Raw genomic sequence first — 24,706 nt, 5'->3', positions numbered from 1 at the left:
GACTTAGCGTTCATAGAGAGACCTTCGACATTTTAAACGTGTAACTTTCGCCGGCTAATTCACTCAAATCGACAGAATGAATACCGTGCGAGGTGGTTACGCGTTGATTTTTATCTTCAATAACTTGAGAAGTACCCGTGATTTTGAATTCCACAGGGGTAGGGGAGCGTGTAGGGTCTGAAATAGACACAGCATACTGCTCACCGAGATCTTGAATCAGTATCGACATTGGTGTTTTTGTTTCGATGATGCCGGCTATACCCGCTGCCCAAAAATTTGCAGATGTAATGCTAAGTTCAGCATGCTCAACTGAATGGGCTACGGCATCATTTCGAATCACCGAAATAGGGGAGATGTAATCGGTATCTACTTTGGTGTTTGGTAAAATGACGTATTGGTATGTGTCGTTTATGCCGTGACTAATCGTTGCTTCGACAAAACAGGTGTTCTCAACATCGCCATTACCCGTCCCGACTTCAGACCAATTGCCACTTCGAGAACACTGCTTTGAAACCGACACATCTTGCTCTACATCACCAAGCAACAAATAGGTCATTGGGTTAGCTTGGCTATCAATTTTGATCTCAACTTTTGCGACCGAACCAACGAGAGCATCATTTGAATCATGGCGTTCGTCGTTTAGATAAAGATCATCAGCGGCGTTAATTTTTCTGTTTTCGATTACGGTATAAGCGTTGGTGTTTTCAATATTCGAACCAAGAGCAACGATTTCGTCATCAAACATAAACCAAGATTTTTTGGCTTTAAGCGCGCCGTCGTGGTTGGTGAAATCAAAACCGGCAGCGCCGTATTGGTGTAATTGAGTACCTCCAGCCCACTGAATATCCGTTTGTCGCCCACCACTTTGCTGGCTACGTTGACCGTCGCCTGCCGAAAGTTCTTCAGGAACAACAGTTGTGCCGGGAAGCTTTTTAGAATCTACCGTCACCCAATAATTGGTATAGTGATCTTGTTGGTTGTATAGGTAGGTCACACCATCGCCCGTATACCAACCTTTTTTATTTTCGTTCCCCATGTATTCGTAGTTTCCAACGCGAGATGAGTGCATCGCGATACCAAAGGTGTAATCATCGCGGTGGTGTACCACTCGGTCCATACTTGGGAAGTGCTTGTGTGAATCTCGATTCGTCGCTAATTGGATAGTGCTATCTGCAAGGATCTCTTTTGCTAATTGGTAATGGCCGAATGCCAGTCCAAACTCACTTAAGTCATGTTGAGAATCGCTGTTAATTTGCTGTTTGATGAATGCTTTCAGTGGTTGCTTAAACTCGCTTGGTGCAGTTTCAACATAAGAAAGCATGGAATTAATCACCGCATGACCCACTTTGTGGGTTTGACCTGACTGGCGAGATATCGCGCGGCCATTAACGAAATCCATCATACGGCCGTCAACCATCAAAGGGGCGAATGAATTAAGCAGGATGGGATAAATACCATCGAGGCTTTCGGTCTGAATATCGGTTGCTTTTACTGCGCCGATGATCATTCCTAGCCCTTTGATTAATTCATTGCCATAAGTTCCGGTATATGGGATATCTTCATGTTGAATAAACGAACCATCGCGGTAAAAACCATCACCTGACTCGACAACATCGAGAACGGGCACAATGGCTTCAACTGCGCGATGAAATTCGTTGAGGTCGTCACTTAGAACGCCGCGCAATAACACCACTTGAGCAACATCAATTAAGTTTGCTCCAGTTGCTGGCTTAGCTTTTCCTCCCACCATGATTTGGTCAGGATGCGGTACAAAATGCTTAGTGGCATTGTGGTAATGGGTTAAAACAGATTGTTCTACATGTTCGCCCATTAACAACAAAATGGTGTTCGCATTTTTAGGGATACCGATTTGCCAATTCCACCAGTTATCTGATTCTGCCGGTGTGGTATTTTCGCTGTAATAGCGACCCAAAATATCTAAGCTCGCTAAAATAGCTTGTTTTAGGTCTTCATCTTGGTACAGCGCGCCACCAAAAATGTTGTAAACCCGAGCCATTGTAAGGAGACGTTGATAGGCACTGTTAATACTTGAGCCTGGTGCAGAGCTTCTCGTATTCAGTGAAATCCCAAGCCATACGCCATCTTGATATAGCGGATAGGTCGTTAACCAACCTTGAACATCAGCATTCAAGTTATCAACGGTCTGTTTAAGATCTGGATCTAGACTCGAAGAATGTCCGATATAGTAACTATTCCAATGTGTCGAGAATTGGGAAAATTGTGTCGTGGACTGTTTGCCGTCAACACAATCACTGCCACATCCAACGAGCCCAATTAGGGCAACCGTAATCGCACTCAATCTAAAAGCGTTCATGATTTACTCTTACTTAATACGTTTTAACTGGAATGTGTAGCTAGAACCGTTGAGATCAGAGAGTTCAACGGACACTTGGTTGTCGTCTATAGAGACACGATTTTGCTTGTCTTGGGCAATTTCAAATTGACCATCAATGGTGAAATCACTATCAAACCAACTACGGGTTGGGTTAGAAACGGAGATAGTGACCAAGTCATTTTTCTCTTGGGTCATAATTGAAATATTTGATGCTTCAATTTCACCGGCTTTTGCACTATCAAAAAAGTTAGCGGCAAATATCCCGAGATCAATATGCTCAACGGCATGTACTGATTCTGTGTTCGCAACGACCTTTACTGGCACACTGCTTACAGGCTGTTGGTTAGAATAATCGCATACGCATAGCTGTCATTTTCAGAAGTATGAGTAATTGTTGCTTCGACAAAACACGCCTCGACGCTACCTCTATCCGTACCGATGTCTGACCAATCTGCGCTGCGGCATTTTTGCTGAACATCAATCGGCTGTGCGTCTAACATAACGTACTGAATCGGGTTGGTATCAGCTTGATAAGTGATGGAAAGTACACCGTTCTCTATTTTTGCGGCATTGTTGCTGTCCACAATGCGGTTTTCGATCGTTGTTATCGCGCTATAGTCACTGCTGTTATCAATTGCAGAACCAAGGGCAACTACCTCATCGTCAAACATAAACCATGATTTCTTCGCAGAGAGGGCTCGGCTTGCATTCACAAAATCCATACCAGCGACACCGTAGTGATCTAGAGAGGCACCACCCGTCCAAGACATCGCACCATTTCGACCGTCACGTTGAGCGGATAGCTGTCCGGTTGCATCGTCAAGATCGGCGAGTAACACGGTGGTTCCGGCATGCTTGTATGGGTTAACCGCGACCCAATAGCCATTGTTGTAATGGTTTTGGCGGTTGTATAAATACGTCATGCCATCGGCGGTATGCCAACCTTTCAAGTTCTCGCCATTAATCGATTCGTAGTTACCAACGCGATCAGAGTGCATCGCAATACCAAATGACCAATCTGGGCGATGGTGAATAACACGATCCATTTCGGCAAATTGCTTATGTGACACCGTAGGAATGTCTTTCACGTTAGGTGTCATCATCAAAGATTCTGCGATCTGGTAGTTGCTCATGATACGTGTCGCTTCTAAACCGCCTTTTGCAGCTAATTGCGATTGAACAAATGCCGATAATTGGTTTTTGTATGGCTCTGGTGCTCCATCGATATAAAGCAGCATCGCACTGATAATTGATTCACCAACACGATCGTTTTGACCGCTTTTACGAGAAATTGCACGACCATTAACCATGTCAGCCATGCGACCGTTAATGAGTAATGGAGCAAACGTGTCTAAGATTAGCGGGTAGATCTTTTGTAGGTTCGGATCGTTAGCCTGGTATTTGGTGTTTGCTACTGCTCCAAGCAACATGCCTAAACCTTCGACCATCACTTGTCCGTACGTGCCGCTATATGGAAGATCTTTATGTTGGATAAAAGAACCATCTTTATAGAAACCATCACCAGTCTCTACGTATGGGATCACACTCGACAGTGACTCGATTGCTCGAACAATCTCGTTCGCATTGTTTTCGAGCAGGCCACGCACTAGCACAACTTGGGCGTTATCAGTACGGTTACCCCCTGTTGATTCGAAAGCAAGCGGGGCGCTGCTATATGGAGCACCATAACCCTCACTCAAATGTGTTGGATTTGGAACGAAGTAACGAGTCGCATCGATATAATTGCTAATAATTTCATAGGGCAGATCGTCATACAGAATAACCAATGTATTCTGTACGGAACGCGCAATACCGAGTTCCCAATGCCACCAGTTACCATATTCAGGAGAACCAACTTGATAGTAGGTTTCGTTGAGGAATGCCAAGCTTTCCGTAATTGCATTTAGGAGAGTTGGGTTTCCTTCTAACTCGCCACCTTTTAATTTATAGGCTCGTGCCAGCGTGAAGATTCGGTTATAGGTAGCGTATAGATTCACACCTAACTTTTGTTGGTCTTCCATTGTCTTTGTCGACAAGGGAGCGTCAGACCAAAAGCCAGATTCCTCTATGGTCAGGTTTGCCAGAAGATCCTTTGCCTCTGCGTTGACATCCGCTATCTGGTTTTTCATATGTTGTGTTGTTGGGCGGTTCTCATCCCCTAAAAAATAGGAAGCCCAACGTTGACGAATCAGCTGCATTTGGTTTTGTTCGCTAACAGCATTAGTCGGTGTTGCTTCATATGTGGTGGCAGAGACTGGTGTAATGACACCAAGGCATCCTAAAACAAGAGATGCCGCAAGAGGGGTAAAGTTAAATAGTTTCACGGTACATCCTTTAGAATACATATTGAACGCCAAGCTTCGCAAAGAACTTATCTCTATCTGGTAAAGGCAGAACTTCACCGCCATTCGGGTGGTCGCCAGCAACTTTGAAATACTCGTTATTTTCTACTTGCCAGTACGTTTCATAATTGAGGGATAGACGGCCAGAGATGCCTAATGAGCCGTAGACGCCATAGCGTGAATAGTTTTTATCCATCTCATTACCCCAACGAATGGGATCAACATGAGAACGTTCCACGGTATCGCGGCCTAATCCAATGCGAACAAATGGATTAACGACCATTCGTCCGATTTTACGGGTATAGACCAAACGCAATTGCCATAGATCTACGTCATAGTTATTTTCATAACTGTCGAACTCGGTATAGATACTTGGTTTGATGAAAGAGACGGCGTTGATTTTATGTATTAAGCCAAACTCAGCTTCATAACCCCAATCGGTGTAGTTTTGAGCGGACTCATCTCCAGAACGTCGACCTCGACTATCGCCTAAGTAGTAGTGCCCGTTTAAAAACAACTGGTTGTTGGCATTCAGGAAATAGTCAAACTGGGGATATAGTCGATATTCTGTTTCATAACGGTCAATCTCGTACCCGTTATAGCGAACTCCGGCTCCATAACGTAAACGTAAATCGCCAGTACGTTGAGCTCTGATATAAAACAGCTCATAACGTTCAGTCATCAGATTGATACCTGCAGGGCCGAACATGTCTTCATTCGGGTATTCTTTTCTCAAGTAACGACCAGATAAATTCCACTCATTACTATTTGGTGCGTATGAAAACTTGATATATGGGACATAGGCATTCAGTTTTTCATATTGCTCCTGCTTACCGGACAATTTGTCACACTCATTGAAATACTGTTCGTACTCTGTACCAGCTTCAACAATAGTGCGGGCTGCAACAGGAACGGCTACAGATAGCCCGAGCAGCGCTACGATTGCAGCATTTAGCTTCATAGTTTCATCCTTCAAAAAGAGTCTACGACTAGATGTGCGTAGACCCATTTTCATTTATTGTTTTCATTTGTTTTCATTTTCAGTAATGCAGCGGATTATCTATGACAACTTTTTGCGAGCAAGTAGGTGAAAATAGAGGATCTTATTATTGATAATTTAGTCACGTTTAGGGTGAGGTTTGACGATTGAAGATGTGATCTGGTTTGCATTAATTAGGATTATTTTAATTCATCTTTATGATTAGCATGGTTGATGGTTGGTTAACTTGTTGATTTTATTCGGTTTAATTTGATTCTGAAGTGATTTGAAATTAGAGGTGCATATGCCTGGATGGCATGGAACATGAGTTACGTTATAATGCGAATAACCAAATTGCGGAAAATTGTGAGTTTAGTCAAGCTTACAATAAAAGTAATTGCTCAATAAAAAATCTTGAAAGAGAATTGCAGCAAATGAAAACAAATGAAAATTTATTAGTTAGATTATGTGCGTCGATAAACCTAAAGGAGACGCAGTAATGAAAACAGCCATAGAACGTAGACTCGAAATCGCAAATATGGTTGGTGTGCGTGGGAAAATGCACGTAGATGAGCTAGCAGAGTATTTCAATGTTACAGGAGCGACGATTCGAGCTGACCTCCGCTTTCTTGATGAGAATGGATACATTGTTCGCTCACATGGATTTGCCTTAGTTAATAGAGATGTGTTGTCGAAACTTGCGATGTCAGCGACATCGAAAAGCCAAAGTGGTAACTCTGATTTTTCTCAATCCGTTGCGCATTCTTTTTACAACGGACTAGAAGACAAGAGCACAGTATTTGTTGACAGCAGCCCATTGATTCGCAAATCACTGAAACAGCTAAAAGATCTCAAAGGGGCGACTGTTATTACTCGAGATCTGAATTTGATTCAAAATCTCCCTCATATAACGGATTGCAAATTTTTCGTTACTGGCGGCCGTGTGAACACTGAATTTATGAAAATGACAGGTTCACATATGATTAACAGCTTAAACAATACCGTTTTAATAATGTTCTTATTCACGTTGATAGTTTCAATACCAAATTAGGTATCTTCTAAGAGTGAATTTGATGCAGATATGATTCGTTTATTATGTGACTTATCAGAAAAGATAACCGTTATTGTTGAATCTTCAGCATTCCATCATAACGATTCATTTTGGACTTAGAAACAAGCAAAATAGATACAGTGATTACAGATTATAATTTAGATGACGAAACGAGAAAGTCACTTGAATTAAATAATGTAAGAATAATAAAGACTTAAATCTAATAATTAAATTAAGGAAAACTGCATGGCTAATATCGTTTTAGCACGTATTGATGAACGTCTAATTCATGGTCAAATTCGTTTACAGTGGGGCAAACATTCAGGCGCAAATACGATTCTTGTCGCTAATGATGAAATTGCTCAAATGGAACCACTTCAAGCTCCGTTTAAGGCGTCAGCGGGTAGTGACTTTGCTGTCTTGTTCCGAACGATTGATCAAACGATTGCGAATCTACCTAAAGCAGGTATGGACCGAAAGATTCTATTGCTATGCAAAAATCCAACTGATTTTGCTCGTATTGTCCAAGGTGGAATTAAATTACCTGAAATTAACATTGGTAATATGCATTTTCACGAAGGAAGAGTTGTCGTTAATAAATATATTAACGTAGATAAATCTGATATGGCTGCGTTCAATATTCTGCGTGACCATGGAAGTGTAAGTACTATTCAGCATATGCCTGAAAGTGATAAAGAATGCATTTTTGAAATGACGAAAGATTTACAAATCTAAGGTGAAATAAAATGTTAATGGAAGCTATTTTAGTTGCTGTTTGGGCAGCGCTATGTGGCATCGATAAATTCGATGTATTTACGGGTATCCACCGACCTCTTGTTACCGGTACGGTAGTGGGTTTAATTCTCGGTGATTTACAAATGGGTCTTATTGCAGGTGCAACATTTGAACTTGCATGGCTTGGTCTAGTTGCGAATGCTGGTGTACAGCCGCCAGATACAACAGTGGGTGCAATCGTAGGTACTATGTTTGCCATCAAACTGGATATGACACCAGAAGCCGCAATTGGTATGGCGATTCCTTTTGCTCTTGCGATGCAAACATGTGTACTTTTCCTATTTACTTCTTGTGCTCCAATGATGCAAAAAGCGGATCAATATGCTGAAAGTTTAAATCTAAAGGGTATTGATAAGCTAATTTATATCGGTCTAAGTGCTCGTGCATTGTTATACGGTGTTGTTGGTTTCTGTGCGATTTACTTTGGCGTTGCAGGTGCAGACTTTATTCAAGAATACTTGCCTCAGAGCATTGTTAAAGGCATGGCGATTGCCGGCGGTATGATGCCAGCAGTAGGTTTTGCAATGTTACTTCGTACTATGTTTAACGTTGCAATTTTACCTTATTTTTTCTTAGGTTTTGTGTGCTCAACTTATTTCAATATGCCAATTTTAGGTACAGCACTTGTATTTACGTGTGTCGCTGTTCTGGATTACATGAACAATAAAAAGTCTGACACTCCTCAAGCAACGACTCAAACACAGGTATTTGATGATGAACTCTAATTCTGAAATGACAATGAACCCTGCTCATTACCATGAAGACTCTGTAAGCTCAGTAATCAGTAATACAGATAGCTATAGCGATCAGTCGGTAAAGAAAGTAATTACAAAACAAGATCTTTGGAAAATTGGTTTCCGCGGTTTGTTGATGGAAGGTAACTTTAACTTCAACCGTATGCAAGCGGGTGGTTTTTGTTACTCAATCAGCCCAGCGTTGAAGAAAATTCACCAAAATCCAGAAGACCTTAAGAAGGCGTTAAAGAACAACCTACAGTTCTACAATGCCAACCCTAAGATGTTTACTTTGCCACTTGGCCTTGCGATAGCAATGGAAGAAAGCAAAGAGAAGCCATCGACTATTGCTTCTGTGAAAGCGGCAACGATGGGTTCTGTTTCGGGTGTGGGTGATGCGTTGGATCACTCGGTAATGTTACCGCTAACGCTAGCAATCGGTAGTTCGATTGCATTGCAAGGTAACCCGCTAGGTGTGTTGGTATTCTTCATTCTATATCAGTCATACCGTATTCCAATGTACTTCTGGCTACTGTTTCTTGGTTACAATGCGGGTGTATCTGCGCTTGAAAAACTCTCAGACCAAGCAGAAAAACTAGGCCGTGCGGCAAACATTGTCGGTCTTGGTGTTATTGGTTCGATGGTTGCAAAATATGTAAAAGTGTCAACGGTGGTTGAGCTTGAAGCCGGCGCTGCTGATATTAGTTTGCAAACAGGTATGCTAGATAAGCTAATGCCTAACTTATTGCCAATGGCTCTCGTGTGGTTAATGTACTATCTCGTTAAGAAAGGTAAATCACCAACTGCACTTATCTTCGGTATTTTATTCGCTGGTGTAAGTGGTCACTTAATCGGTATCTTCTAATATAGGCATATTATGATTGGTATTATTGTCTCTGGACATATTAATTTTGCTACTGGCATGCAATCAGCTGTTGAAGCAATTGTTGGTGAACAAGATTCTTTAGCTTTTATCGATTTTGTTCCACCAATGACAACTGAACAGCTTGAAGACAAGATGTTGTCTGCTATTGAGCAAATGAATGATGGTTCCGGTGTATTAATCTTGACTGATGTTCCTGGTGGCTCTCCTTGCAACCGTGGGGTATCAATCATGCTAAACCGCAATGATGTAAAAGTTGTTGCTGGTTGTAATCTACCAATGATCACCAATGCGTGCTTTGAACGTGATGGTGTATCGCTGGATGAATTGGCTGATATCGTGTGTGAAATTGGCGCTCAGTCAATGAAAGATATGGCTAAAGAGCTTGCTCAATTAGAAAATAATAATTCTGATTCTTTCGAAGACGAATTATAGAAATATTCTCCTGAAATAAATAAGGCACTACTAAGTTAAATTCAATTTAGCCCCTATATTGGATTTGTTTAGTCGGGTTAGTAGTGCCTATTTTTACCAATATTATATTTACTACTCACCAATCTAGATATTTAAATAAAGAGTTTTTATTTAAATAAATAAGGCTGCCAAATGAATAACAGTAAAATATTAGCCCAAATGAAGCGTGTGTACCGTTGGCAACGTGATAACCGCACTCGTTACGTTACGCGCAGTACCGGTAAGAAACGCTTCTTAAAAGCGACAGACTGGGAGCGTGGTGTATTCTGGTTATCTGTTGCTGATGCGTGGCAAGCAACTAATGATAATGAATACCTAGAAGGCTTACTCGATTTTACATTGCATACTGGTTTTAGACCTGGTCCGCTGCCACGCTTTGCTGACGACCACGTTTGTATGCAAGCTTACCTGCCATTGTATCCGCTTATTGATGTGCCAGAGTCGATTGAATATGCGACGAAAGCGCTTGATATCATGGTCACAGAACCAAAACCAGGTCGCGAAGATTGGTGGTGGTGTGACTCACTATTTATGGCACCGCCTGTTTTTGCTGGCTTAAGTGTGGTTACTGGCGATGACAAATATCTAAATTATATGGATAAAGCATGGTGGGATGCGGTTGATAACCTATTCGATCCAGAGACTAATCTTTACTACCGTGACAAGCGCTACATCCCAAATGCAGAAGGAACAGAACTGCGAGAAGCCAATGGTGAAAAAGTATTTTGGAGCCGCGGTATTGGTTGGGTTCTAGCGGCAGTGCCGAGAATTTTGGCCTACATGCCATCGAATTATCCAACGCGTCAGCGTTACATTGACATGTACTGTGCTTTAGCCGCTGAAGTGATTAAGTATCAGCAGGCGGATGGTTTTTGGCGTACTAGTCTGCTTGATCCGAAAAGTTTCCCTGCTCCAGAGAGTAGTGCGACATCACTGTTCTGCTACGGCTTAGCATGGGGTATTGAACAAGGGTATCTAGAACGAGATACCTACCTTCCGGTGGTTAACGAAGCTTGGTCTGCATTGGAAGATTGTATTCATGAAAATGGCATGATCGGTTGGGTTCAATTACCCGCTTTCAACCCACGCGATGTCGAGTTTGACCACAATATCGATTACGGCGCAGGTGCTTTCTTACTTGCGGCGACCGCAATGTTATCACTAACAAAATAATTGCTCTTCAACTTTGGCTGGCCGCCGCGAAGTTAATGGATATAGCAAATAATTAGGATGGTTATAAATGAGTAAATTAGTTTACGTAACAGCGCTTTTACTAGGTAGCAGCCTAGCAACAAATGTTTATGCTTCTACAAACAGTGAATACCTAATTGAGTATTCTGCTCAGTCACCAGTTATCGATGGAAATCCAACGGACAAAGCTTGGGATGAAGCAAATACACTAACCCAGTTTAGCTTTCCGTGGCGCAGCCAACTTGCTCCAGCGACAGAGTTTAAAGCGTTGTGGAACGAAGATGGTGTGTATTTCCGCTACCGTGTCAGCGATGAAAATATCGCCATCGGTACAGACCCAAAGCGCGCCATTTTAGATTCTGATCGTGTAGAGATGTTTTTAGCGAAAGATAAGCAGCTAACGACTTATTACACGATGGAGATAGATCCGAAAGCGAGGGTTTTCAGTGCTAAGGCATCTTATGATTCAGAGAATAAAAAAATTGGTCAATTAGATAGCACTTGGAGATGGCCTGGATTAGAAACTCAAGCAACAATCGTTGACGGTGGTTATATCGTTGAAACCAAGATTCCAGTCTCAACATTGACATCACTGGAGCTTTGGCAAGATGAGCAACAAACCGAATTAAATTGTGCATTGATGCGCGCTGAATTCACGCAACAAGCAGATGGCAAATTGGATATGGGCTGGATGACTTGGATAGATCCAAATACGCCAAAGCCAAACTTCCATAACCCATATACATTCGGACTGTGTAAGTTAGTTAAATAAAACAGTTCATAAAACGGCTTATTTATAGACATATAAAACAAATTAATTGAGAACTAAAATGAAAATCGCTCTAACTATGGAAAACAGCCAAGCGGCTAAAATGAAATTATCCTAAAAGAACTTCAATATGTTGCTGCACAAAGCGGCGATGAAGTATTTAATGTTGGCATGTGTGATGCAGACGATCATCACCTCACTTATATTCACCTAGGCATTCAAGCTTCAATTCTTCTTGCTGCAAAAGCGGTTGATTTTGTATTCACAGGTTGTGGTACGGGCCAGGGTGCTTTAATGGCATGTAATGCGCATTCAAATGTTGTGTGTGGTTATGCTTTAGAGCCTTCTGACGCATTTCTATTTACGCAAATTAATAACGGAAACGCATTGTCATTGGCGTATGCGAAGAACTTCGGATGGGCTGCTGAGCTAAACGTTCGTGGAATCTTTGAAAAAGTGATGATGTCTGGCTGTGAGCGTGGTCAAGGTTATCCAGTTGAACGTGCGGTACCGCAACAGCAAAATGCAGCAATTCTAAACGATGTGAAACGTGCGGTTGCGAAAGATTACCTTGAAGGTTTAAAAGCGATGGACGTTGAGCTAGTTAAAACTGCTTGCCTTGGTGAACGCTTCCAAAAATGTCTATTTGAAAACAGCCAAGTTGATGAAATCTCAGATTTCGTGCGCGAAATTCTGAACTAATCAGTTGCGTTAACTTATAGAGAAAAGACCAATCAATTTGATTGGTCTTTGTGTTTTTGTTCGGTGGAATTATACCTATATACACCGTTTGGAGGTGGAATGACGAAGATTATTCAGGCTTCTGAGCGCCCACATATTCCATGTGAGCACCCAGATTTCAAGCAGTACGTTGAGCTATTTAAACAAAACCTCATTCGAGAAAAAATGAAGCGACGAGATTTTGTTGAGCGTGATGATCAAATTAAAGCGTTTTTTTGTGAGCCACATGAGCTGAAAGAGCAGTGCGAGGCGATGGTCTCTTATGTCGCTGAGGCTTTTCAACATTACGCTGTTTGGGATTACACTCATGCGTATTATCCTGGGGTATCTAGTCAACAAAATGCACGGCTAGATGCAATGGAAGGATGCAGTCGAGTTATGCCGACGTTAGCGTCATGGTTACATGCAAACCAAGAGACAAACAAAAAACTTTATTCGCTTAATTGTGAAGTCTTAGACATCGCTGAATGGATTAAATCAGCGTTTATAGCGGGAACTGATCCGCAGCACTCCGGCTATTGGGGAAAGGTAGAAGATTACGATCAACGTATCTGTGAAAGTGCGGATCTGGCTTTAACGTTATGGCTAAGTAAAGCGCAAGTTTGGGACACGTTATGCCCAAAACAAAGGCAGCCGATTATCAATTGGTTCCAGCAAATTAATCATGTTAAGACCGTAGATAACAATTGGCATTTGTTTCCTCTAACGGTGCAAGTGGTGATGAAAGCGCTTACCGGCGTCGATGAAATTCAATACGAACGTTACATTCGGACGAAAGAATTTTATGTTGGAGATGGATGGTTTAGAGATGGCGCAAAAGGTAATTACGACTATTACAATGCATGGGGCTTTCACTATTCCCTATATTGGATAGATCAGATATCACCTGATTTTGATCCTCAATTTATTCGCCACGGACTGCGAACGTTTAGCGATAAGTTCCGGTATTTTTTTACTCCCCATGGTTTTCCGCTCTTCGGACGTAGCGCTTCATATCGGCTGTCAGCGACAGCGCCGCTATTAGCGACATTGGATATATGTCATCCGAGTCAAATGAAAGAGTATGCAGGCCAATTTAAGCGAGCGCTCAAGACAAATTTGGCGTTCTTTATTAATCACGGAGCACTAAAAAAAGGGCGTCCGACCCAAGGGCTTTTTTCTGATGACTCACGTTTAACTGACAACTATAGTGGCCCCGCAAGTAGCTTTTGGTCGTTACGAGCTTTAAATATCGCTATTTATAGTGGAGATAGAACAGGGTTATGGGAAGCAGATGAGCAACCATTAGAGATTGAAAAGGACAGTTTTATGTTCTCGCTCAATGCGCCCAATATGTTGGTGATCGGAATTCAAGAGACTCAAGAAGTGACGGTGATTTTCAAGGAAGAGTACACCACAATGCAGTCACCGTTATCAAGACGGTTAGAATCGCAAAACAAATACAAGAAGCTTTTAGAGCGAATGACAGGCCGGGCTGAGCGACCAAAAAACAATTTGTTGCGTAAAGGTGTGACAAGCTATAGCTCAAAGCTGTTTCACTTTTTCTAGGGTTATGTAACGGAAGTGCACCGTTAGTCAAAGAATATCGGTGCACTTTTGTCATCGTTATTTTGCTACTCGCTGGTAACCAAGTTGCATTGAGACTTTATTTGCTGCGGTTTGCAGAAGTTCAACGTAATAAGAAAGGCGATCTTCATCAAAACGAATGGTTGGGAAAGATATTGATAGCCCTGCGATAACATGCCCAAAGCGATCGTAGATAGGTGCGGCAATGCAACGAAGTCCGGGTTCTTGTTCTTCATTGTCCTGTGCGAAATTTTGCTCACGCACCATTGTGAGTTCAACAAGCAATTGATCGACACTATTTAGTGTTTTTTTAGTGTGCTTTATGAAAGTAACATCAGCTAATGTTTGGCGGACAAAGGATTCATCACGTTCAGCTAAAAGTACTTTGCCAATGGCAGTACTGTACAGAGGATTACGGCGGCCAATTCGTGACTGCATACTTAAGTTGTAACCCGAATCAATTTTGTGAATGTAGATAATGCCATCTTCATCTAACGCACCAAGATGAAGCGCTTCATTTGTTAGTTCAGAAATAACGCGCATTTCTTTGTCAGCTAATGCGATGAGATCCACATACTCTAATGATTTAGCGCCAAGCTCGAATAGTTTGAGTGTTAAGCCGTACTTATCCGCTTCCTCTTCTTGAGAAACATAGCCCAGAGTCTTCATCGTTTGTAAAAAACGATAGGTCGTCGCTTTTGACATCATCAAACGTTGTGAAAGCTCTGAGACACCAATGTCTTTTTGCTCACCAAGAGCTTGAAGAATACTGAATACCTTCATTACCGAAGAGACGGCTTCTGGCTGAGTGGCTTTTTCCATTGTAAACCTTGTGTATGTTGGACAGGCTGAATTGGCCTCATTATACATTGCGCACATAGCGCTGCTAGTCATTTAAGTTGCAATCAAAGAAATTTGAAACGACGTTTCGTTTATTTTGGTTGTTTTTGTGATCTTTACAGTTATTTTTGAAACGATGTTTTAAAATAACTGTACGGCTTTTCATGTTGTTGTTATTTTGCCTACACAGAGTGAAATGTGTGCTGAAATTTCTCAGCACCTGATGCAGTTTTTAAGGAATAGACATGATTCTTAATTCGTTCAATCTTCAAGGTAAAGTAGCGATCGTAACTGGTTGCGACACAGGGTTAGGTCAAGGTATGGCGCTGGGTTTAGCCAATGCTGGTTGTGATATTGTTGGCGTAAATATTGTTGAGCCAACGGAAACAATCGCACTTATCGAGCAGACAGGACGTAAGTTCGTAGATGTTCGTGCTAACTTGATGAAGCTTGATGATATCCCTGCAATTGTTGATCGAGCGGTAACTGAGTTTGGTCGTATCGATATTCTTGTGAACAACGCAGGCATCATTCGCCGTAACGATGCGATTGATTTCTCAGAGCAAGATTGGGACGACGTCATGAACATCAACGTTAAGTCAGTGTTCTTCCTGTCTCAAGCTGTGGCAAAACAATTTATTGCTCAAGGTCAGGGCGGTAAGATCATTAACATCGCATCAATGCTATCGTTCCAAGGTGGTATTCGTGTTCCTTCATACACAACGTCAAAGAGTGGCGTAATGGGCGTAACGCGCCTAATGGCGAACGAGTGGGCTAAGCACAACATTAATGTCAATGCGATTGCTCCGGGTTACATGGCAACCAATAACACGGCAGCGCTGCGTGCTGATGAATCTCGTAATAAAGAAATTCTTGATCGTATTCCTGCTGGTCGTTGGGGTGAGCCTTCTGATTTGGCTGGTCCATGTGTTTTCCTCGCATCAAACGCCTCTGATTACATTAATGGCTACACCATTGCAGTTGATGGCGGCTGGTTGTCTCGCTAATCACTAATATTTTGTTTGGTTCGATTGGCGATTTGAGAACGAGCGTCGATCGAACTCAACACTTTATCGGGAAATAAGTTCAAGCTAGCCTCCGCGCTAGCTTTTTTCTTAATCGATGATCTCGGCTTCAAGAGTGCCTTCGTTTGTTATTAGCCGATGATTTCAAAGAAAATACGAAAAGAATTAGTAGGTGTTTTATGAATCAAATTCAACGCATCGCCATTATTGGTGAATGCATGGTCGAACTGCGGAAAAATCAAGGCCAATTGGAGCAAGGTTTTGGTGGCGATACTCTTAATACAGCCGTGTATCTATCTCGCTTGACCCACCATCAAGGCGTCACCACGTCATATGTTACTGGGCTCGGCCAAGACCCATTTAGTAAAGACATGCTGGACTTATGGAAAACGGAGTCACTCAATACTGAGATGGTGTTTATCTCGAGCCAGAAATTACCGGGGATTTATGCAATTGAAACAACGCCCCAAGGAGAGCGCAGCTTTTTCTATTGGCGTAATGATTCTGCGGCAAAATATTGGTTACAAGATCATGCACAATCTCAGATTGCTGACGCATTGTGTCAACACCAAATGATTTACTTAAGCGGGATTAGCCTAGCAATCTTGCCGTCTGATTGTAGAGAAGTGTTATTTCAATTGCTGCATCACTGTAAGCAACAAGGTCTTATGATTGCTTTCGATAATAACTACCGCCCAGGGTTATGGTCTAGCAAGGAAGAAGCGCAACAAGCATATCAGCAAATGTTGTCACTAACTGATATCGCATTTTTGACCTTTGATGATGAGCAAGCGTTATACGGGGATGTTGATGAGCAGCAAGCCATAGACCGAACTCAATCTCTAGGCGTGCACGAAATCGTGATTAAACGTGGTGGTGAACCTTGTTTAGTGGTGACAAAGCAGGGGATTGAAGAAATTGCACCTGAACCGGTAAATCAAGTCATCGATACGACCGCCGCAGGTGACTCTTTTAGCGCTGGGTATTTAGCGAAACGTATTCTCGGGGGCACGGAGCTGCAGTCTGCTATGTCGGGACACTCACTAGCTGGAACCGTGATTCAACATCGTGGAGCATTGATTGCTCCAGAATTGATGCCAACAATTTGATAAGGGAAAAATGATGACAATTGATCAACAACTAGAACAGATAAAAGTAGTGCCTGTGATTGCTATTAAAGATGCTTCTAAAGCGGCGAAATTGGCGCAAGTACTCAGTGATAATGGCTTACCTTGTGCTGAAGTAACGTTTCGTACAGAGCAGGCTGCGCAAGCAATCAAAAATATGCGCGAGGCTTATCCGGAAATGCTGATTGGTGCAGGGACAGTATTAAATAGTGCACAAGTCGACCAAGCGATTGAAGCTGGGGTAGATTTTATTGTGAGCCCTGGTTTTAATCCAACGACTGTCAAATATTGTCAGCAACGTGGTGTTACGATTGTGCCGGGTGTGAATAGCCCAAGTTTAGTTGAACAAGCAATGGCGATGGGGCTGACTACATTGAAATTTTTTCCTGCTGAACCTTCGGGTGGCACAGCAATGTTAAAAGCTTTGTCAGCGGTTTACCCAGTTAAATTCATGCCGACAGGAGGCGTTAGTCCAACTAACGTAAAAGAGTATTTGTCTATTCCTTCAGTGCTTGCTTGCGGCGGTACTTGGATGGTGCCAAATGACTTGATTGAAAATGAACAATGGGAAGAATTGAGTGCGCTTGTTGCGGATGTGAAACAGCTGCTGCTTTAATACAGCATTCTCTCTTTTCGAAAGGCGATGTACTCATCGCCTTTTGTTTTTTTAAGGTAAAGCGATTTGCGCTAAATGTGTGACTTTGATTGTTATTTTTAATACTTGAGTTACAATGTGCGCTTGTTCGCCGGACGGGGCATCCGTATTTGTCTACTAAAGCGAATAAATCAAACCAATTTTTATAATTGTTTCATGTGTTTGAGACGATTAAACCAGCAAGTGTTGCTTGGTGTGCAACACCACTGTAAGGATAAAAAATGCCTATTATTACACTTCCTGACGGCAGTCAGCGTCAATTTGACAACCCAGTATCTACTCTTGAAGTGGCACAATCTATCGGCCCAGGTCTTGCGAAAGCAACCATCGCTGGTCGTGTAAATGGTCAACGTGTTGATGCATGCGATCTTATCGAAGAAGATGCAAGCCTTGAAATCATCACGGTTAAAGATGAAGTTGACGGTCTAGAAATCGTTCGTCACTCATGTGCTCACCTTCTTGGTCATGCGCTTAAGCAGCTTTACCCGCATGCTAAAATGGCGATCGGTCCAACGATCGACAACGGCTTCTACTACGACGTTGATCTAGAAGAGTCGCTAACGCAAGAAGATCTAGACAAGATCGAAAAGCGTATGAACGAGCTTGCAAAGACCAAGTACGAAGTTGTTAAAAAGAAAGTAAGCTGGCAGGAAGCGCGCGACACATTTGAAGCGCGTGGCGAATCTTACAAGATGGAAATCTTGGATGAGAACGTATCTCGCGACGATCGTCCAGGTCTATACCATCACGAAGAATACATCGACATGTGTCGTGGTCCACACGTACCTCACATGGGCTTCTGCCAACACTTCACACTATTGAATGTTGCAGGTGCTTACTGGCGCGGTAACAGCGACAACAAGATGCTACAACGTATCTACGGTACGGCTTTCCACGATAAGAAAGCACTAAAAGCGCACCTTACTCGCCTAGAAGAAGCGGCTAAGCGTGACCACCGTAAAATCGGTAAGCAACTAGACCTATTCCACATGCAACAAGAAGCACCAGGCATGGTGTTCTGGCATCACAATGGTTGGTCTATCTTCCGTGATCTAGAAGTATTTGTACGCGACAAGCTAAACGAATACGGTTACCAAGAAGTAAAAGGCCCACTAATGATGGACCGTGTACTATGGGAACGCTCTGGTCACTGGGACAAATACGCTGATGCGATGTTCACGACTTCTTCTGAGAACCGTGAATACGCGATCAAACCAATGAACTGTCCAGGTCACGTTCAAATCTTTAACCAAGGTTTGAAATCATACCGTGATCTACCGCTACGTATGGCTGAGTTTGGCTCATGTCACCGTAACGAACCGTCAGGCGCACTACACGGCATCATGCGTGTACGTGGCTTTACTCAGGATGACGCTCACATCTTCTGTACTGAGAGCCAAATCCAAGAGGAAGTGACCAGCTGCATTAAGATGGTTTACGATACGTACCAAACCTTTGGTTTCGACAACATCGTAGTGAAACTGTCTACTCGCCCTGAAAAGCGTGTAGGTTCAGATGAAATCTGGGATCAATCTGAAGAAGCATTGAAACAGTCTCTAGAATCAATGGAAATTCCATACGAGATTCAAGAAGGCGAGGGTGCATTCTACGGTCCTAAGATCGAATTCACGCTATACGACTGTCTAGACCGTGCATGGCAATGTGGTACCGTTCAGCTAGACTTCAACCTACCAGGTCGCCTAGGCGCAACTTACGTAGGTGAAAATAACGAGCGTCTAGTACCGGTGATGATTCACCGTGCTATCCTAGGCTCTCTAGAGCGTTTCATCGGTATTCTTATCGAAGATTACGCAGGTTTCTTCCCAACATGGTTGGCGCCAGAACAAGCAGTAGTGATGAACATTACTGACAAACAGGCTGACTATGCTCAAGAAGTAGCCCAAAAATTACAAAAATGTGGAATTAGAGCTAAAGCGGACTTGAGAAATGAGAAGATTGGCTTTAAAATCCGCGAACACACATTAAAGCGCGTACCGTATATGCTAGTTTGTGGCGACCAAGAGATGGAAGCAGGCGAAATCGCAGTACGTACACGTAAAGGTAAGGATCTCGGTAAGTTTAAAGTGGATGACTTTGTAGCATACATCCAAGACGAGATCGCGAGCCGTAAGCTCAATCTGGAGGAATAAGCTATTAAAGGCGGAAGACGCGGCCAACAGCCGGTAAAAACAAACCCGCACCGTTTGAACGGTGAAATTCGTGGCGTTCGTGAAGTTCGTTTAACTGGCGCTGACGGTGAATCAGTTGGTGTTGTATCGATTCAAGAAGCGATCGCAGCTGCTGAAGAAGCAGGCATGGATCTGGTTGAGATCAGTCCTAACGCTGAGCCACCTGTCTGTCGAGTGATGGACTACGGCAAATTCCTCTTTGAAAAGAGCAAGTCTGCTAAAGAGCAGAAGAAAAAGCAAAAGCAGGTTCAGATTAAGGAAGTTAAATTCCGTCCTGGAACTGATATTGGAGACTATCAGGTAAAACTACGCAACCTGACTGGTTTCCTAGAAGACGGCAACAAAGTGAAAGTAACTATTCGCTTCCGTGGCCGTGAGATGGCTCACCAAGAAATCGGTGTTGACGTTCTTAATCGTCTGAAAGCCGACACAGAAGAATTTGCTGTTGTCGAGTCTTTCCCTAAGAAGATTGAAGGTCGCCAGATGATCATGGTGCTAGCCCCTAAGAAGAAGTAATTAACGGCTTTTACAAGTAAGAAAACCCAGCCGTTGTCCTGAAAAGGTCTGGCGGTTGGGTTTTGTTCGCCCTAATTACTATTGTTATAAACAACTCAACAATGCGGAGTTATTCATCATGCCTAAGATGAAAACCAACAAAGGTGCTGCTAAGCGTTTCAAGAAAACTGCTGGTGGTATTAAGTACAAGCACGCTACAAAACGTCACATCCTGACTAAGCGTACTACTAAGAACAAGCGTCAACTACGTCCAAATGCAATCCTTCCACGTTGTGAGTTGGCTGCAGTTGCTCGTATGATGCCATACGCTTAATTCTTTTTAGTTATCAATCGTTTAGTTTAGGAGAAGCATAATGCCTCGCGTAAAACGTGGTGTACAAGCTCGTGCACGTCATAAGAAAGTTCTAAAACAAGCTAAAGGTTACTACGGTGCACGTTCACGTGTTTACCGCGTAGCTTTCCAAGCAGTTACTAAAGCTGGTCAATACGCTTACCGTGACCGTCGCGCTAAGAAACGTCAATTCCGTCAACTATGGATTGCACGTATCAACGCAGCATCTCGTCAAAATGGTCTATCTTACAGCCGTTTCATCAACGGTCTTAAGAAAGCATCTATCGAGATCGACCGTAAGATCCTAGCGGACATCGCAGTATTCGACAAAGCAGCATTTGCTGTACTAGTTGAAAAAGCGAAAGCTGCTCTTTAATTAGCAGTTTAGGTTTAAGGAAAGGAGAGCTTCGGCTCTCCTTTTTTCTTGCCTGTTATACTCAAATATCTTGTATTCCGCGTGTATAGGGTATTTAGGTATAATCTAGGTCATATCAATTAATGTAAGGAAGCTGAGTCAATGGACCATCAGCCAAACAACCCACTGCATGGGTTATCGTTAGAGAAGATTTTAACTCGCTTAGTTGAACACTACGGCTGGGCAGAGTTACATGATGAAATTCGAGTAAACTGCTTTCAAAAAGACCCTTCAATCAAGTCTTCACTTAAGTTCTTACGCAAAACCCAATGGGCACGTGACAAAGTAGAAGCGCTTTACATCCAAACATTTTGCTAATCAGTCACGCCTCTCATATTCCCTTGGGGTCAATATTTGTTCGATTTGATCCCAATCCGCTAAAATCCTACTTGATCCTCAGATACGATCTCCTTGAGTATAAATTCTGTATGACACCAAGGAATTTATATGCAGATCGAAACCGATAGACTCAGATTAGTCGCAATTTCAGAGCACGATTGGCCACTGTTTTATCAGATTCATACAGACCCTGAAGTGATTGAATTCTGTTTTGATGCGCCAACACTCAGTGAAATTCAGCAAAAGTTTCAGGCTCGATTAACACCGTGGCAGCCAAACTCAACGCATTGGCTATGTTTAGTCGTATTGAATAAACAGAATGATGAGCCTTTAGGTATTACGGGTTTTCGGATGGTTAATGGTGTGGCTGAGGTCGGCTATTTATTTCTAGCTCAGCATCATGGCAAGCAATATGCGACTGAATCATTGGCAGCGCTGTTACGGTGGGCAAGTGATAATACTAAAATTGTGCAGTTCAATGCGACGGTGACCGAAGGTAACATCGCTTCAGAACGTGTACTGGTAAAATGCGGCTTTAAGCTCATCAATATCATGCCACGAGCCCACAGCATTCAGGGTGAGTGGTATTCTGATCTGATTTATCAATTCCAGTAAATTCGTGGCTTATTAATCCTGATAATCGAAAAGATTTTCTTTCAAAAGACACTATTGATAGTTTAAATAACGGAAAGAATTACTTTTATCTTAGTCGTATGCTTCTATCCGATATCTATGATGTATTTACCAGCGATGGTGCTCAAGGCAACCCTTGCGGTGTGGTGTTTTTAGAATGTAACTTACCTGATTCTGAACTGCTCGAAATCACTCGAGCTATGAATCAGCCAGTAACGTCATTTTTGTTACCATCCGATAAAGGGTATCAATTACGTTGGTTTGCTTTAAGCGGTGAGATTAACTTGTGTGGCCACGGAAGTTTGGGGGCAGGGGCTGCTTTGCTTGCTGATACTCAAGACGAGGAAGTTCGCTTAACCACTCGTTATGGTGAAGTGACAGTGTGTAAACAAGATACTTACTATCAAATCTCTCTACCTACTTGGGAGACTCATACACCGGTTGATCTGGATAGTATTCAAGTGTTAGTTGCATCCGCCAAAGAGGTATTTTCTACCCGAGATTTAGTGGTTGTCATGCATAGCATCGAAGAGGTTGAAAGTTATCAGCCGAATTTTGAGCTAATTAAACAATTCGATAGCTACCATGCTCTGATCATCACTGCACAAAACGGTAATGATGGCTATGTGCTACGTTACTTTGCTCCAAGCATTGGCATTGATGAAGATATTGCAACAGGTTCCGCACAATGCTCCCTGACACCTTATTGGTTATCTAAGCTTGAGGCATCCCGTTTGAAGGTCAGTCAACTATCATCTGCCGGTGGCTATTTTGAAGTTGAGCAACCTTCTGCAGGCGTAGTAACAATTTCAGCCCAAGTCAAAAAGCGTTGATATGACGGATTAGCGGCTTACTTGATAAGTTGCAATAAAACCTTTTGCTGCTTGTGTGACTACTTTCGCGACGTCTTCGTTGGATGGCGGCGCTTGATGACCAAGTAATTGTGGCCAAAACACTAACGCTTTAATCCCACCGACATATTGGTTTACCGCCATAGTAATATCTTCTACGGCTAAACAATTAGCTTCAATGCCAGCCTGAACCCATTGATGTAGACCATAGCAATCTTCGATCCCATCGAATTTACTCATCAGTACGCTCGACGCTTTAGGGCAGCGAATACACTCGACCATTACCATTCGAGCTATCACTTGAAAGTCAGGGGAGTTTAGATAGCAAAGCTGTTTGAGTGTTAGCTCAGCGAGTTGTTGTTCGATGGCAACCGATGGTTCAAATTGACTGGCAGCATGATCATCGAAGCGGCAGATCAGTTTATCGACGATCACCTCAAACAGCGCGTCTTTATTTGGGTAGTACTTATATAAGGTACGTTTTGATACACCGGCTTGTTTTGAGATACCTTCCATACTTGCTTGCTCAAAGCCTTTTTGAGAAAAAACTTCAATCGCAGATTTGATGATATCTTCTTGTTTTATATCGCTTACTTTAGCCATAAGGTCACTTTGTAATGAAAAAAGGTAAACGGTTGTGTTTACTTTTAAATATTGAACACCTAAAGTATACACGATCGTTTACTTTTTGGGATAACCAATAGGTCAAAATTATGCGCAAGTTAAATCAATCGCTGCTTTCGTCACTTAGTGAAAAATTTATGGCTGGGCTAAAACAACGAAAACTGCGCAGGGAGGCTATTGTCGCGAGTGAACAGTTGCGTCAGCAACGGATAGAACACTCTCCTCAATTTGCGAATGGCAGAGTAATTAATCGTCTTCCTAAAGTGGCGAGTAATGAAAGCATGTCGCAAGTAATGAAAACGTTCTTTTTTAGGCGTTCGGCACTAAAACCGAGTCATGCTTTACCTTATCTGCCTATTGATGTGGCACGTTTTGAAGACTCAACAAACGCCCCTCGTGTCACTTGGCTTGGGCATTCAAGTTTATTCATTGAGTTAGACCAAACTAAAATCTTACTGGATCCAGTGTTTGACTATGCCTCGCCATGGTTTGCTAAGCGTTTATTTTCTCGTAACGTGTCCGCCCCAATTGCACGCAAAGCGTTACCGAAGCCGGATGTTATCGTTATTTCTCATGATCATTATGACCACCTCGAACAGGCAACTGTAGAGTTCTATGCGCAGCAAGAGGTCACATTTGTTGTGCCATTAGCTGTTGGCCGTCATTTAGAAAAGTGGGGTGTGAAGCCGAACAACATCATTGAGCTTGACTGGTGGCAATCAACAACTATCAACACGGTCGAATTAACGGCAGCGCCAGCGAATCACAATTCAGGTCGCACTGGGTTCGATAGTAATTCAACTCTTTGGGCATCATGGGCGATCAAAGGGGTCACAGGTTCACTTTTTTATAGTGGTGACACAGCTTACGATGCTCATTTTAAACAGATCGGTGAGCAATTAGGGCCGTTTGATTTAGCTTTTATTGAAGTGGCCGCAAATGTCAAACAAGGCAAGGGTTATCCGGTTGAAAATTGGGGCCATATGCAAGCTAGACATACTGCACAAGCTTTTCTCGATCTAAATGCCAAACGCTTGATGCCGGTACATTGGTCTACATATGAATTGTTCGCCCATCGTTGGGATGAGCCAATGCAGGACTTGTTGGCAGAAGCTGCCCAATTCAATATTGCGTTGGTGACACCAATGGTTGGGGAAAGCATTGAGCTAAACGACAGTATTGATACAAAATATTGGTGGCTAAAGAGACCAGAAATGGCGGGCAGTCGTTTAGATTATCAAATGAACTAAACAAAGGCCTTCGAATACGAAGGCCTTTGT

General features: G+C 42.6%; 25 protein-coding genes and 1 pseudogene. 20 read left to right on the top strand and 6 right to left on the bottom strand.

Translation table 11 applies throughout. The features are described 5' to 3' along the window. Nucleotides 1–10: 10 nt before the first annotated feature. The 4 genes from Vt282_RS18610 to Vt282_RS18600 are packed head-to-tail and all read right to left on the bottom strand — an operon-like array spanning nt 11 to nt 5,659. The gene (locus Vt282_RS18610; RefSeq protein WP_162064357.1) at nt 11–2,335 is read right to left on the bottom strand and encodes a polysaccharide lyase 8 family protein; all 2,325 of its coding nucleotides are present in this window, start codon (nt 2,333–2,335) and stop codon (nt 11–13) included. A 9-nt stretch (nt 2,336–2,344) separates the two neighbouring features. After that, nucleotides 2,345–2,680 (bottom strand): polysaccharide lyase beta-sandwich domain-containing protein, encoded by a 336-nt coding sequence (locus Vt282_RS20230; protein WP_197740099.1) that lies wholly within the window; start codon nt 2,678–2,680, stop codon nt 2,345–2,347. Between the two features lie 5 nt (nt 2,681–2,685). Then, on the bottom strand, nt 2,686–4,680 hold the full coding sequence (locus tag Vt282_RS18605) for a polysaccharide lyase 8 family protein (protein ID WP_197740098.1): 1,995 nt from the start codon (nt 4,678–4,680) through the stop codon (nt 2,686–2,688). A gap of 10 nt (nt 4,681–4,690) precedes the next feature. Beyond that, nucleotides 4,691–5,659 (bottom strand): hypothetical protein, encoded by a 969-nt coding sequence (locus Vt282_RS18600; protein WP_162064356.1) that lies wholly within the window; start codon nt 5,657–5,659, stop codon nt 4,691–4,693. A gap of 517 nt (nt 5,660–6,176) precedes the next feature. Between Vt282_RS18600 and Vt282_RS18595 the strand changes: the two genes are divergently transcribed. The 9 genes and pseudogenes from Vt282_RS18595 (at nt 6,177) to Vt282_RS18555 (ending at nt 13,863) form a co-directional block, all read left to right on the top strand. Further along, entirely contained in the window at nt 6,177–6,728 is a 552-nt protein-coding gene (locus tag Vt282_RS18595; RefSeq protein WP_232055206.1) for a DeoR family transcriptional regulator, read from the top strand. A 246-nt stretch (nt 6,729–6,974) separates the two neighbouring features. Beyond that, nucleotides 6,975–7,463, top strand: a complete 489-nt coding sequence (locus tag Vt282_RS18590) for a PTS system mannose/fructose/N-acetylgalactosamine-transporter subunit IIB (protein ID WP_162064355.1) — start codon at nt 6,975–6,977, stop codon at nt 7,461–7,463. An 11-nt stretch (nt 7,464–7,474) separates the two neighbouring features. Continuing rightward, complete coding sequence (gene agaW / locus Vt282_RS18585) at nt 7,475–8,248, top strand: PTS N-acetylgalactosamine transporter subunit IIC (RefSeq protein WP_162048398.1); 774 nt, start codon at nt 7,475–7,477, stop codon at nt 8,246–8,248. Beyond that, a complete protein-coding gene (locus tag Vt282_RS18580; RefSeq protein WP_232055205.1) occupies nt 8,235–9,122 on the top strand; it encodes a PTS system mannose/fructose/sorbose family transporter subunit IID in 888 nt (295 codons plus the stop codon). Before agaW ends, Vt282_RS18580 begins: the two co-directional genes overlap by 14 nt. A gap of 12 nt (nt 9,123–9,134) precedes the next feature. Beyond that, nucleotides 9,135–9,575: a PTS galactosamine/N-acetylgalactosamine transporter subunit IIA gene (gene agaF / locus Vt282_RS18575; RefSeq protein ID WP_162048396.1), complete on the top strand. Its 441-nt coding sequence runs from the start codon at nt 9,135–9,137 to the stop codon at nt 9,573–9,575. Between the two features lie 171 nt (nt 9,576–9,746). Continuing rightward, nucleotides 9,747–10,787, top strand: coding sequence for a glycoside hydrolase family 88/105 protein (locus tag Vt282_RS18570; protein WP_162064354.1), 1,041 nt, complete (start codon nt 9,747–9,749; stop codon nt 10,785–10,787). A gap of 67 nt (nt 10,788–10,854) precedes the next feature. Next, nucleotides 10,855–11,577 carry a CBM9 family sugar-binding protein gene (locus tag Vt282_RS18565; RefSeq protein ID WP_162064353.1) on the top strand — a complete coding sequence of 241 codons (723 nt, stop codon included), beginning with the start codon at nt 10,855–10,857 and terminating at the stop codon, nt 11,575–11,577. Nucleotides 11,578–11,635: 58 nt separating this feature from the next. After that, nucleotides 11,636–12,276: pseudogene (locus Vt282_RS18560) on the top strand (RpiB/LacA/LacB family sugar-phosphate isomerase). 204 nt (nt 12,277–12,480) lie between these two features. Further along, nucleotides 12,481–13,863: a DUF2264 domain-containing protein gene (locus Vt282_RS18555; protein WP_232055204.1), complete on the top strand. Its 1,383-nt coding sequence runs from the start codon at nt 12,481–12,483 to the stop codon at nt 13,861–13,863. Between the two features lie 57 nt (nt 13,864–13,920). Here the strand turns inward: Vt282_RS18555 and kdgR are convergent, their stop codons facing one another. Beyond that, nucleotides 13,921–14,703 (bottom strand): DNA-binding transcriptional regulator KdgR, encoded by a 783-nt coding sequence (gene kdgR / locus Vt282_RS18550; protein ID WP_162064351.1) that lies wholly within the window; start codon nt 14,701–14,703, stop codon nt 13,921–13,923. 263 nt (nt 14,704–14,966) lie between these two features. Between kdgR and kduD the strand changes: the two genes are divergently transcribed. The 10 genes from kduD to Vt282_RS18500 all read left to right on the top strand — a co-directional run bounded on the left by kduD (nt 14,967) and on the right by Vt282_RS18500 (nt 22,784). Then, the gene (gene kduD / locus Vt282_RS18545; RefSeq protein WP_162048391.1) at nt 14,967–15,728 is read left to right on the top strand and encodes a 2-dehydro-3-deoxy-D-gluconate 5-dehydrogenase KduD; all 762 of its coding nucleotides are present in this window, start codon (nt 14,967–14,969) and stop codon (nt 15,726–15,728) included. Nucleotides 15,729–15,925: 197 nt separating this feature from the next. Next, nucleotides 15,926–16,855 carry a 2-dehydro-3-deoxygluconokinase gene (kdgK, locus tag Vt282_RS18540; RefSeq protein ID WP_162064350.1) on the top strand — a complete coding sequence of 310 codons (930 nt, stop codon included), beginning with the start codon at nt 15,926–15,928 and terminating at the stop codon, nt 16,853–16,855. Between the two features lie 10 nt (nt 16,856–16,865). Beyond that, the gene (locus Vt282_RS18535) at nt 16,866–17,489 is read left to right on the top strand and encodes a bifunctional 4-hydroxy-2-oxoglutarate aldolase/2-dehydro-3-deoxy-phosphogluconate aldolase (protein ID WP_162064349.1); all 624 of its coding nucleotides are present in this window, start codon (nt 16,866–16,868) and stop codon (nt 17,487–17,489) included. Nucleotides 17,490–17,749: 260 nt separating this feature from the next. Then, nucleotides 17,750–19,678 carry a threonine--tRNA ligase gene (thrS, locus tag Vt282_RS18530; RefSeq protein WP_162064348.1) on the top strand — a complete coding sequence of 643 codons (1,929 nt, stop codon included), beginning with the start codon at nt 17,750–17,752 and terminating at the stop codon, nt 19,676–19,678. A 3-nt stretch (nt 19,679–19,681) separates the two neighbouring features. Next, nucleotides 19,682–20,233 (top strand): translation initiation factor IF-3, encoded by a 552-nt coding sequence (gene infC, locus Vt282_RS18525; protein ID WP_075713069.1) that lies wholly within the window; start codon nt 19,682–19,684, stop codon nt 20,231–20,233. Nucleotides 20,234–20,351: 118 nt separating this feature from the next. Continuing rightward, nucleotides 20,352–20,546 (top strand): 50S ribosomal protein L35, encoded by a 195-nt coding sequence (gene rpmI, locus Vt282_RS18520; protein WP_162048387.1) that lies wholly within the window; start codon nt 20,352–20,354, stop codon nt 20,544–20,546. Nucleotides 20,547–20,586: 40 nt separating this feature from the next. Continuing rightward, on the top strand, nt 20,587–20,940 hold the full coding sequence (rplT, locus tag Vt282_RS18515) for a 50S ribosomal protein L20 (RefSeq protein WP_004727974.1): 354 nt from the start codon (nt 20,587–20,589) through the stop codon (nt 20,938–20,940). A 141-nt stretch (nt 20,941–21,081) separates the two neighbouring features. Further along, entirely contained in the window at nt 21,082–21,297 is a 216-nt protein-coding gene (locus tag Vt282_RS18510) for a VF530 family protein (protein ID WP_162048386.1), read from the top strand. A 129-nt stretch (nt 21,298–21,426) separates the two neighbouring features. Beyond that, entirely contained in the window at nt 21,427–21,933 is a 507-nt protein-coding gene (locus tag Vt282_RS18505) for a GNAT family N-acetyltransferase (protein ID WP_162064347.1), read from the top strand. 98 nt (nt 21,934–22,031) lie between these two features. Next, nucleotides 22,032–22,784, top strand: a complete 753-nt coding sequence (locus Vt282_RS18500; protein WP_162064346.1) for a PhzF family phenazine biosynthesis protein — start codon at nt 22,032–22,034, stop codon at nt 22,782–22,784. Nucleotides 22,785–22,793: 9 nt separating this feature from the next. Here Vt282_RS18500 and Vt282_RS18495 read toward each other — a convergent pair whose 3' ends face one another. Then, nucleotides 22,794–23,405: a TetR/AcrR family transcriptional regulator gene (locus tag Vt282_RS18495; protein WP_162064345.1), complete on the bottom strand. Its 612-nt coding sequence runs from the start codon at nt 23,403–23,405 to the stop codon at nt 22,794–22,796. Nucleotides 23,406–23,515: 110 nt separating this feature from the next. Between Vt282_RS18495 and Vt282_RS18490 the strand changes: the two genes are divergently transcribed. Next, entirely contained in the window at nt 23,516–24,676 is a 1,161-nt protein-coding gene (locus Vt282_RS18490; protein WP_162064344.1) for an MBL fold metallo-hydrolase, read from the top strand. The last annotated feature ends 30 nt before the right edge of the window (nt 24,677–24,706 follow it).

This window comes from Vibrio taketomensis (assembly GCF_009938165.1).
GTDB classification, from domain to species: domain Bacteria; phylum Pseudomonadota; class Gammaproteobacteria; order Enterobacterales; family Vibrionaceae; genus Vibrio; species Vibrio taketomensis.
Note: the sequence above shows the minus strand (reverse complement) of the source record. Positions and strands in the feature narration are given on the sequence as shown.

Bases quoted from the DNA above. Each gene is read 5' to 3' on its own strand.
- Vt282_RS18590 (WP_162064355.1), top strand. From the start codon at position 6,975: ATGGCTAATATCGTTTTAGCACGTATTGATGAACGTCTAATTCATGGT.
- agaW (WP_162048398.1), top strand. From the start codon at position 7,475: ATGTTAATGGAAGCTATTTTAGTTGCTGTTTGGGCAGCGCTATGTGGC.
- Vt282_RS18610 (WP_162064357.1), bottom strand. From the start codon at position 2,335: ATGAACGCTTTTAGATTGAGTGCGATTACGGTTGCCCTAATTGGGCTC.
- kduD (WP_162048391.1), top strand. From the start codon at position 14,967: ATGATTCTTAATTCGTTCAATCTTCAAGGTAAAGTAGCGATCGTAACT.
- Vt282_RS18535 (WP_162064349.1), top strand. From the start codon at position 16,866: ATGATGACAATTGATCAACAACTAGAACAGATAAAAGTAGTGCCTGTG.
- kdgK (WP_162064350.1), top strand. From the start codon at position 15,926: ATGAATCAAATTCAACGCATCGCCATTATTGGTGAATGCATGGTCGAA.
- Vt282_RS18565 (WP_162064353.1), top strand. From the start codon at position 10,855: ATGAGTAAATTAGTTTACGTAACAGCGCTTTTACTAGGTAGCAGCCTA.
- Vt282_RS18600 (WP_162064356.1), bottom strand. From the start codon at position 5,659: ATGAAGCTAAATGCTGCAATCGTAGCGCTGCTCGGGCTATCTGTAGCC.
- Vt282_RS18505 (WP_162064347.1), top strand. From the start codon at position 21,427: ATGCAGATCGAAACCGATAGACTCAGATTAGTCGCAATTTCAGAGCAC.
- Vt282_RS18580 (WP_232055205.1), top strand. From the start codon at position 8,235: ATGATGAACTCTAATTCTGAAATGACAATGAACCCTGCTCATTACCAT.
- Vt282_RS18495 (WP_162064345.1), bottom strand. From the start codon at position 23,405: ATGGCTAAAGTAAGCGATATAAAACAAGAAGATATCATCAAATCTGCG.
- kdgR (WP_162064351.1), bottom strand. From the start codon at position 14,703: ATGGAAAAAGCCACTCAGCCAGAAGCCGTCTCTTCGGTAATGAAGGTA.
- agaF (WP_162048396.1), top strand. From the start codon at position 9,135: ATGATTGGTATTATTGTCTCTGGACATATTAATTTTGCTACTGGCATG.
- Vt282_RS18595 (WP_232055206.1), top strand. From the start codon at position 6,177: ATGAAAACAGCCATAGAACGTAGACTCGAAATCGCAAATATGGTTGGT.
- thrS (WP_162064348.1), top strand. From the start codon at position 17,750: ATGCCTATTATTACACTTCCTGACGGCAGTCAGCGTCAATTTGACAAC.
- Vt282_RS18490 (WP_162064344.1), top strand. From the start codon at position 23,516: ATGCGCAAGTTAAATCAATCGCTGCTTTCGTCACTTAGTGAAAAATTT.
- rpmI (WP_162048387.1), top strand. From the start codon at position 20,352: ATGCCTAAGATGAAAACCAACAAAGGTGCTGCTAAGCGTTTCAAGAAA.
- Vt282_RS18570 (WP_162064354.1), top strand. From the start codon at position 9,747: ATGAATAACAGTAAAATATTAGCCCAAATGAAGCGTGTGTACCGTTGG.
- Vt282_RS18500 (WP_162064346.1), top strand. From the start codon at position 22,032: ATGCTTCTATCCGATATCTATGATGTATTTACCAGCGATGGTGCTCAA.
- Vt282_RS18555 (WP_232055204.1), top strand. From the start codon at position 12,481: ATGAAGCGACGAGATTTTGTTGAGCGTGATGATCAAATTAAAGCGTTT.
- rplT (WP_004727974.1), top strand. From the start codon at position 20,587: ATGCCTCGCGTAAAACGTGGTGTACAAGCTCGTGCACGTCATAAGAAA.
- Vt282_RS18510 (WP_162048386.1), top strand. From the start codon at position 21,082: ATGGACCATCAGCCAAACAACCCACTGCATGGGTTATCGTTAGAGAAG.